Here is an 8300-nt window from a genome sequence, read left to right as displayed (position 1 = left end):
ATGGAACCCCTTCCGCGTAACCTCGCGTAACCTCCCCCCTGCTACCCTGAGGCCAGCCTGAGGATAGCCGAGAGGGGTGAAAGCCATGCAAGACGGGATGTTGCAGCTACCCGTGGTGAACCTCCAGGAACCCGCCCAGGCACCAACCCGGGGAGGGATGAACTACAAACCAAGCCGCTTCAACCACTTCCACACCCTGCCCACGGGCGAGAAGCTCGCCTTCAACTCCCTCTCCGGTGGCCTGGCCGTCTTGGATTCAGAAGGATGGGCGCGCTACACGGCCCTGGTCAAGGGGGAGCCCTTGGACCCCAAGAACCCTGTAGACCAGGGGCTCGTGGAAGGCCGCTTCGTCGTTCTCGAGAACTTTGACGAGCTGGCCTACCTTAAGACCCTCCACCTGCGGCAGCGCTACACCACGGAAGCCTGGAGCCTAACGATCTGTCCCACCATAGACTGCAACTTCGGCTGCGACTACTGTTTCCAGCGGCACCGGGTGAGCCGCATGACCGAAGCGGTTCAGGCCAAGCTTCTTGAGGTCTTCGCTCAAAAAGCCCCCCGCCTCAGCAAGTTCTTCGTCACCTGGTTTGGCGGTGAGCCCACCCTGGCCTGGGATGTTGTTCAGAAGCTATCCCAAGGATTCATGGAGATAGCCGAGAGGAACCGCGTGGAGTACAGCGCGAGCCTCATCACGAACGGCTACCTCCTGGACGAAGGGAAGGTGGCGGACATGGTCCGCTACCGCATTCACCTGGTCCAGATCACTCTGGACGGGGACGCTCCCTACCACGACCAGCGCCGCCACCTCCTTACCGGGGAGGGGAGCTTTGAGCGCATCCTGGCCAACCTGCGCCTCTTCCTCGGGAAACCTGTCTTCGTCCACATCCGGGTCAACGTGGACGTCCGGAACCGCGAGGGTGTGCCCGCCCTCTTGAAGCGTCTGGCCGAGGAAGGGCTGGCCCACCAGGAGAACCTGCGGGTCTACTTTGCCCCCGTAACCTCCACCGCCCCGCCCAGCCACGGGGTCAAAGGGTTTTGCTTTACCCGCAAGGACTTCGCCCGGATTGAGCCGGAGTACTTCACCCTTGCGGAAAGCCTAGGACTGGCCACCCTTCCCTACCCCTCCCTTCAGCTTGGAGGGTGCGTGGCCGCCCATCCGGAGGGGTTCGTGGTGGAGCCCGACGGCACCCTGCAGAAGTGTTGGGACACGGTGGGGCAGCCCGAGTTCGCCGTGGGCAACCTCCTGGAATACGATCCCCTGCAACTTGCGGAGAACCCCGTTTACCAGCGCTGGATGTCCTGGGACCCCTTCTCCGAAAAGCTCGCCTGCTCCCGTTGCACCTGGCTTCCTGCGTGCATGGGGGGGTGCCCCTTGAAGGTGGTCTTCCCCGAGGCCATGCCTGAGGGGAAGGTGGAGCTGGAGTGCACCACCTTCAAGTGGAACTGGAAGCGTACCTTTACTTTGCTAGCCGAACGTGCAGGCGAGGCAGAGCCGGCACCTCGCCCCTGCACGGGCTAGGGAAAGGAGGTGAGGAGGATGCGGTGGATTGTCAGGCCTTCTCGCGTGCAACCCTTAGGAGACCCGGGTTGCGGCGGTAGGCGTCCGTGTCCAACAAAAAACCCGCCGGTGCTAACATAAATAGGTAGGCTGAGTAGAAGGCAGTGAGGGGGAATCCCCAATCTGCCTTCTTATCTTCGAGGAAGCGTTGTGTTTTGGCAACTCTGGAGCGAGTTTCTCTTAGAGTGGAACCTGACCAGGCGCTACTGGTTTGACACCCTGGCGGGGCTTCTGGCCTCCGTTCTCTTCTTCTACTCCATGGTCCTCGGCCTGGAGAACCTGACCCCCGAGGGGCTGGCGAGCCTGGGCCTGGACCTGGGCCCCCTCCTCCTGGTCTTCGCCGCCTTCAACCTGGTGGTGGGCACCTTCCAGTCCATCGCCTATTCCGTCCAGTCCGAGGCCGCCTTAGGCACCCTGGAGCACCTGGGCCTGGCCCGAGGAGGGCTTCTCCGACAGCTCCTCCTGCGCGCCCTCGTACGGGGACTTCAGGGCATCACCACAAGCGCTCTTGTCCTCCTTCCCCTCGCCCTTCTCCTCGGGGTGCGGCTCGCCCCCGCCCCCTGGTGGCCTTTGAGCCTTTTGCTTCTCTACCTCGCCGCCCTAGGCTTCGCTCTGGGCATGGGGGCCCTCGCCCTTCACTTCAAGCGGGTGGAGGGCTTCTTCACCATCGTCCAGTTCCTTTTCCTGCCCTACTTCTTCTCCCTGGTTCGCTTCGCTCCCTGGATGACCCCCCTCCCCTTTGCCCCAGGGACGCAGCTCCTGAAGCTCGCCCTCACCGGGGAGGGGGCGTTCCCCGGGCTTCTCCTCCTCGCCTTCGTGCAGGCCCTCCTCTTTCTCGGGGCGGGGCTTTTCGCCATGGCCTGGGTCTACGCGGCGGTGCGGCGGAGGGGCCTATTAGGGAGGTACTGATGCGGCTTTTGGTGCAGAACGTCCACAAGCGCTTCGGCAAGCTGGAGGCCCTCAAGGGGGTGAGCCTGGAGCTTGGGGCCGGGGAGATCCTGGGCCTTTTGGGCCCCAACGGGGCGGGCAAGACCACCCTCATCAAGGTCGTCCTCGGCCTCCTCCTCCCCGACGCGGGAGAGGTGGTCCTGGAAGAGGGCGGGGCGCGGCGCAGGCCCCAGGGCCACGAGTTCGGCGTCCTCCTGGAGGGAAGCCGCAACCTCTACGTCAACCTGAGCCTCCTGGTGAACGCCCTCTACTTCGGGGGCATCCGGGGGCTTCCCCCAAAGGAAGTCCGCCCCCGGTTTGAGGCCTGGCTGGAGCGCTTCGGCCTAAAGGACCGCCTCCACGCCCCCCTCGCCTCCCTCTCCCGGGGCATGCAGCAGAAGGCGGCCTTGGCCCTGGCCCTGGCCCTCAAGCCCCGCTTCCTCCTCCTGGACGAGCCTACCCTGGGCCTGGACCCCGTGAGCCGGAGGGAGTTTGAGGGGATCCTCCTGGAGCTTAAGAAGGAGGGCTGGGGCATCCTCCTCACCTCCCACGACCTGGAGGTGGTGGAGCGGGTGAGCGACCGGGTGGCCTTCCTCCACCGGGGGGAGGTGCGGCGGCAGGGCCCCACCCGGGCCCTCCTCCGGGACTGGGCCGGGGAGGGGTACCGGGTGCGCCTCGCCGAGCCCAAGGCGGAGGCCCTCCTCCAGGCCTTAGGCCCCGGCTGGAGCGCCGAGGGCCCCGAGGTCCTCTTCTTCCTCGGGCCGTGGGAGGCGCTGCGGGAGGCCTTGGGAACTCTTCCCGTGGAGGTCCTCGAGGTCTCCAGGGGAACGCCGAGCCTGGAGGCCCTCTTCCTCCACCTCTTCGGGGAGGCCCGCCCTTCCCCTGGCGCACAACCTCGCACTGTCTAGCCGCACGGGGGATAGGGGGGTGTTGCCGGTCCTCGAGGGGGTCGGCGAGGGACCGCCCCCCACCCGGGTCGGCCCAGGGGATTGGCCCAAAAACGCGATGGCGGAAGGGCCTCTCGAGGCGCCCCCCTTCCCGTTGACCCCTTACCCAACCTGTGGTAGGGTCTTGGGCAGGACGCCCAAGACTTAGGGTGTCCTGGCCGCGATGCCAGGCCGACAGGCCTGGACGCCCAAAGGCGGTGGGGGAAGTCCGGTGAAAGTCCGGCGCTGTCCCGCAACGGTAACCGGCCCAAGCGTCGCGCCCTCCGCCCCGGCCGGAAGCCCGAGTACCCGCTTCGCGGCCCTGCCCCGTAGCCCTCGAGGCAAGGGTGAAGGTGGTGAGACCCGTGGGACCTTAGCCTAACCCCCAAAACCCGTCACGGGCCCAGCGCCCGAAAGAGGCCCTTCGGCTCTAGGAAGCTTTTCCCGCCCAAGGAGGCGCTATGCGGGAGACGCGGATGGTCTACCCCGTCTTCCCCGGGGAGACCAACCACTACGGAACCCTGTTTGGCGGAACGGTTCTGGCCTGGATGGACCAGGCGGCCTTTGTGGCCGCCACGCGCCACGCGCGCAAGAAGGTGGTAACGGTACACGCGGACGCGGTGGACTTCAAGCGCCCCGTCCCCCTGGGGGCCATCGTGGAGCTGGTGGCCCGGGTGCGGGAGGTGGGGCGCACCTCCATGCGGGTGGAGGTGGAGATGTGGGTGGAGCCGGTGAAGGAAGGCGAGGAGGCCTACCTGGCCGCCCGGGGCGGGTTTGTCCTGGTGGCGGTGGACGAAAGGGGGAGGCCAAGCCCGGTGCCTCCCCTGGAAGGAGGTGAGGCCCGTGCCCCTCACGGCGCCTAGGCTCGCCTACCGCCCCTACGAGTACCCCGAGCTCCTCCGCTTCCGGGACGCCATCCGGCACAGCTACTGGGTGCACACGGAGTTCAGCTTCCAGTCCGACCTTCAGGACCACGCCCTGGCCGACGAGAAGGAGCGCTCCCTGGTGGAGCGCGCCCTCCTCGCCATCGCTCAGGTGGAGCTCGCCGTCAAGCTCTTCTGGGCCCGGGTCTACGACCGCTTTCCCAAGCCCGAGATCGCCGAGGTGGGCCTCACCTTCGCCGAGAGCGAGGTACGGCACGCCAACGCTTACGCCCACCTCCTGGAGCTTTTGGGCCTGGAGGAGGCCTTTGGACAGGCCCTGGAGGGGGCGAGCGCCCTCCGGGATCGGGCCCAAGCCCTGGGAGAGGCCCTTCGGCGCGCCCAGGGGAAGGACCTGCGGGAATACGCCCTCGCCCTCTTCCTCTTCTCCGCCTTCACGGAACACGTCTCCCTCTTCTCCCAGTTCTACGTCCTCATGGCCCTAAACCGCCGCGGCAACCGCTACAAAGGGATCTCCAACGCCATTGAGGTCACCAGCAAGGAGGAGAACGTCCACGGCCTCTTTGGGGTGGAGCTCCTCCGTCTCCTCAGGACGGAGCACCCCGAGGCCCTGGGGGAGGAATTTCAGGAAGAGTCTCTACGCCTCGCCCAGAAGCTCTTCCGGGCCGAGGAAAACCTCCTGGACTGGCTCTTCGCCATGGGGGAACCCTCTTTGGTGGGGCACGGAGAAACCCTGGAGTTCCTCAAGGGACGCTTCAACGAAGTCCTCGCCCTCCATGGACTCCCCGAAGCCTTCCCTGTGGACCGGGCGAGGCTTCGGGACACGGAGTGGTTCACCCTGGAGCTCCTCGCCGACAAGGAGGTGGACTTCTTCAACAAGCGGAGCGTGGCCTACGCGCGCAGGGTACAAAGCTTTGATCCGGAGGAGCTTTTCTGAAGGAGGAGGCATGACCAAGACCAAGCGGACCTACGAGCCCTGGTACTGGGCCAACGAGCACACCCGCCTCTACATGCGCCGGGGCTACCTGCTGCCCGGGGTGAGCGTGGAGGAGCGGGTGAGGGAGATCGCCCAGCGGGCCGAGGCCCTCACCAAGGTGGAGGGGTTTGGCCGCAAGTTCCAGGAGTACGTGGCCCGGGGCTGGTACTCCCTCGCCACCCCCATCTGGGCCAACTACGGCCTCAGGCGGGGCCTTCCCATCTCCTGCTACGGCACCTACGTGGAGGACGACACCGCTTCCATCCTGAGGGCGGTGGCTGAGGTGGGGATGATGAGCAAGCAGGGGGGAGGGACCTCCCTCTACCTGGGAAGGCTCCGCCCACGGGGGGCCCCCATCCGGGACAACGGGGAGAGCAACGGCTCGTTTGCCTTCGCCTCCCTCTTTGACCGGGTGATCGAGGTCTTCAACCAGGGCTCCACCCGCAGGGGCCAGTGCGCCGCCTACCTGGACATAGAGCACCCTGACCTCGAGGAGTGGCTTTCCATCCAGCGGGAGCACTCCCCGGTTCAGTCCCTCTTCTGGGGGGTGAGCGTGGGGGACCGCTGGCTTGAGGAGATGATCGCCGGGGACGGGGAGAAGCGGGCCCGCTGGGCCAAGGTCCTGAAGAGCCGGGCCGAGGTGGGCATCCCCTACCTCTTCTTCCGGGACAACGCCAACCAAAAGGCCCCCGAGGTCTTCAAAACCCTCGGCAAGACCATCTGGGCCAGCAACCTCTGCACGGAGATCATGCTCCCCTCCTCGGAGGAAGAGAGCTTCGTCTGTTGCCTCTCCTCCCTGAACCTCCTCCACTACGAGGAGTGGAAGGACACGGACGCGGTGGAGACCCTGGTCATTTTCCTGGACTCCGTGCTGGACGACTTCATTGAGAAGGCGGAGGGCATCCCCTACATGGAGCGGGCGGTGCGCTTCGCCAAGCGCTACCGGGCCATCGGCCTCGGGGTCCTGGGCTGGCACAGCTACCTCCAGTCCCAAAGAATCCCCCTGGAAAGCCCCGAGGCCTTCCGTAGGAACGCCGAGATCTTCAAGACCATACGGGAGCGGGCCGAGGAGGCCTCGAGGTGGCTGAGGAAGCGGCACCCCGAGGACGAGCTCGCCGGGGTGGGGGAGCTTAAGGAAAGGCGCAACGCCACCCTCCTCGCCATCGCTCCTACCAAGTCCAGCGCCTTCATCCTGGGCCAGGTCTCTCCCTCCATAGAGCCCTACACCAGCAACTACTACCTGAAGGACCTACAGAAAGCTCGCGTCCCCTTCAAGAACCCCTTCCTGGAGGAGGTGCTGAGGGAAAAGGGCAAGGACGAGGAAAAAGTCTGGCGGAGCATCCTGGAGCACAACGGTTCCGTGCAGCACCTGGACTTCCTCACCGATGAGGAAAAGGCGGTGTTCAAGACCTTCGCCGAAGTCTCGCAGATGACCCTGGTGAACCTGGCGGCCTCGAGGCAGAAGCACATTGACCAGGGGCAGTCCCTGAACCTTGTGATCCACCCGGAGGCCCCGCCCAAGGACGTGAACGCCCTGGTCCTCCACGCTTGGCGCTCGGGCCTCAAGGCCCTCTATTACCAGTTCAGCCAGAGCGTGGCCCAGGCCTACAGCCGGGACCTCCTCCTCTCCTGCCAAGCCTGCGAGAGCTGAGGGCAGGCTACCCCAAGCAAGGCCCGGGGGAAGGGAACCCTCCCCCGGGCACTAAAGGGGCCTCAGAACGGTAGCTCCTCAAACCCCCACACCTCGCTCTCCGCCGCCCCCCTGCCCTCTAGAACAGGTCCTCGCTCGGCGTTCCCTCCGCCCCTTCTGCCTTCTTAGGCCGCACCAGAAGGGCGAAGTCGTCCAGGACCAGGGTGAGCCGGGTCTTCTTGCCGTCCTTCCCCTCGTAGGTCTCCGTCTGGAGCCTGCCCTCCAAGTGGGCGTAGGTCCCCTTGGGCGGGTCCATCTCCGCCAGGGCCTCGGCGAGGCCGCCCAAGGCCAGGACCTCAACGAAGACCGTCTCGTCTTCCTTCCGCCGCCCCTGCACGGCCACGGAGGTCTTCCAAATCGCCACGCCCTGGTTGGTGTAGACCAGCTCGGGCTTCCTCGCCAGGTACGCCTTCAGAGTCGCCTTCATTCGCTTTCCTCCTTTCGCCGGGCCTCCGGGGGGGCTTTAGCCCCCCCTGCCCTTAGCGCCTGACCAGGTAGTAGCTCCCCGCGGGGCTCTTCCTAAGCCCCTCTTCCTTGAGCCACGCCTTCAGGGCCTCCTTTACCTCCCGGAGGGCCTTCGGGAGGTCCCCCTCCCAGTCCTCCTCCGCCTGGAGGAGGTTGAGGAGGGCCACCGCCTGCTCGGGGGTGAGCCTTAGGTCCTTCATCCTTCACCTCCCGCTCATTCCCGTGGGGCCTCTAGGCCCCCTAGCCCTCCTCCTCTTCCAAATCCGGGGAGAAGTTGTTCTCCCGGGCGGCCTGGAAGATGGCCTCGAGGGCCTCCCGGTCGGTGAGGAGCCCCCTGAGCCAGTCCTCAAGGATCCCCTTGGCCTGGTCAAGCAGAGCGCACATTAGCGCACTCCGGCCCTCCACCAGGAGGAGGACCTAAGCCTCCCTTCCACCCCTCCCACGCTCCCCGGTGAAGGATGACCTTCAGCGGGGAGAGGTCGCGGGGCACCTCGCGCCCGAGGAGGGGAAGGAAGAGGCCTACCCTCAGGACCCTCCAGGGATTGCCGCCAAGAAGGTTCCTTCCCTCGGTGGACCCCTCTTGGCTCCCCGGCGAGCCCTGAAGGCTTGAAAGCAAGGAGAGGTGGCGCTTCGCCTCCCCGATCTCCCGGGAAAGCCTGCGCCTGAGGTCGGGGTTTTGTTCCTGCGCTTTCTTGGCTTGGAGTTCCCGGACTCTGGAGGCGTAGAAGCCCTGGACGTGGTCCCTGAAGCTTTGGTCCCGGAGAAGCCTCCCGTACCCCCTGGGAAGCTTTTCCCTGAACCCCAAGGCCCTTCTCCCAATGACGTAAGCGGCGGCCACGTCCTTGGAGAGGGAAAGAAGGGGGGCGTACTTCAGCATCCC

Annotated in this window: 9 protein-coding genes, 1 pseudogene and 1 riboswitch; of the genes and pseudogenes, 6 read left to right on the top strand and 4 right to left on the bottom strand. The window is 65.8% G+C overall.

What is annotated here, in order from left to right; all coding sequences use genetic code 11:
* Window positions 1–85 precede the first annotated feature (85 nt).
* The 6 genes from L0D16_RS11940 (at window position 86) to L0D16_RS11915 (ending at window position 6916) form a co-directional block, all read left to right on the top strand.
* A complete protein-coding gene (locus tag L0D16_RS11940) occupies window positions 86–1516 on the top strand; it encodes a radical SAM/SPASM domain-containing protein (RefSeq protein WP_243032417.1) in 1431 nt (476 codons plus the stop codon).
* A gap of 189 nt (window positions 1517–1705) precedes the next feature.
* A complete protein-coding gene (locus tag L0D16_RS11935; RefSeq protein ID WP_243032416.1) occupies window positions 1706–2464 on the top strand; it encodes an ABC transporter in 759 nt (252 codons plus the stop codon).
* On the top strand, window positions 2464–3390 hold the full coding sequence (locus L0D16_RS11930; protein WP_039457527.1) for an ABC transporter ATP-binding protein: 927 nt from the start codon (window positions 2464–2466) through the stop codon (window positions 3388–3390). The genes L0D16_RS11935 and L0D16_RS11930 overlap by 1 nt, the downstream gene beginning before the upstream one ends.
* Window positions 3391–3567: 177 nt before the next feature.
* Window positions 3568–3739, top strand: a riboswitch (cobalamin riboswitch).
* A gap of 130 nt (window positions 3740–3869) precedes the next feature.
* Complete coding sequence (locus L0D16_RS11925) at window positions 3870–4271, top strand: acyl-CoA thioesterase (protein WP_014511003.1); 402 nt, start codon at window positions 3870–3872, stop codon at window positions 4269–4271.
* A complete protein-coding gene (locus L0D16_RS11920) occupies window positions 4252–5226 on the top strand; it encodes a ribonucleotide-diphosphate reductase subunit beta (protein ID WP_243032415.1) in 975 nt (324 codons plus the stop codon). The genes L0D16_RS11925 and L0D16_RS11920 overlap by 20 nt, the downstream gene beginning before the upstream one ends.
* Before the next feature lie 10 nt (window positions 5227–5236).
* On the top strand, window positions 5237–6916 hold the full coding sequence (locus tag L0D16_RS11915; protein WP_014511005.1) for a ribonucleoside-diphosphate reductase subunit alpha: 1680 nt from the start codon (window positions 5237–5239) through the stop codon (window positions 6914–6916).
* A gap of 118 nt (window positions 6917–7034) precedes the next feature.
* Here the strand turns inward: L0D16_RS11915 and L0D16_RS11910 are convergent, their stop codons facing one another.
* From L0D16_RS11910 to L0D16_RS11895, 4 genes and pseudogenes are all read right to left on the bottom strand, one after another.
* Window positions 7035–7382: a single-stranded DNA-binding protein gene (locus L0D16_RS11910; protein WP_243032414.1), complete on the bottom strand. Its 348-nt coding sequence runs from the start codon at window positions 7380–7382 to the stop codon at window positions 7035–7037.
* Between the two features lie 52 nt (window positions 7383–7434).
* Window positions 7435–7620 (bottom strand): hypothetical protein, encoded by a 186-nt coding sequence (locus L0D16_RS11905; RefSeq protein ID WP_126205308.1) that lies wholly within the window; start codon window positions 7618–7620, stop codon window positions 7435–7437.
* A gap of 40 nt (window positions 7621–7660) precedes the next feature.
* Window positions 7661–7804, bottom strand: coding sequence for a hypothetical protein (locus tag L0D16_RS11900; protein WP_243032413.1), 144 nt, complete (start codon window positions 7802–7804; stop codon window positions 7661–7663).
* Window positions 7788–8300, bottom strand: a pseudogene (locus tag L0D16_RS11895) (IS200/IS605 family accessory protein TnpB-related protein); the annotation flags it as partial. The gene L0D16_RS11900 and the pseudogene L0D16_RS11895, both read right to left, overlap by 17 nt.

This window comes from Thermus altitudinis, from assembly GCF_022760835.1.
Lineage (GTDB): Bacteria > Deinococcota > Deinococci > Deinococcales > Thermaceae > Thermus > Thermus altitudinis.
This window is presented reverse-complemented; position numbering and strand designations above follow the sequence as displayed.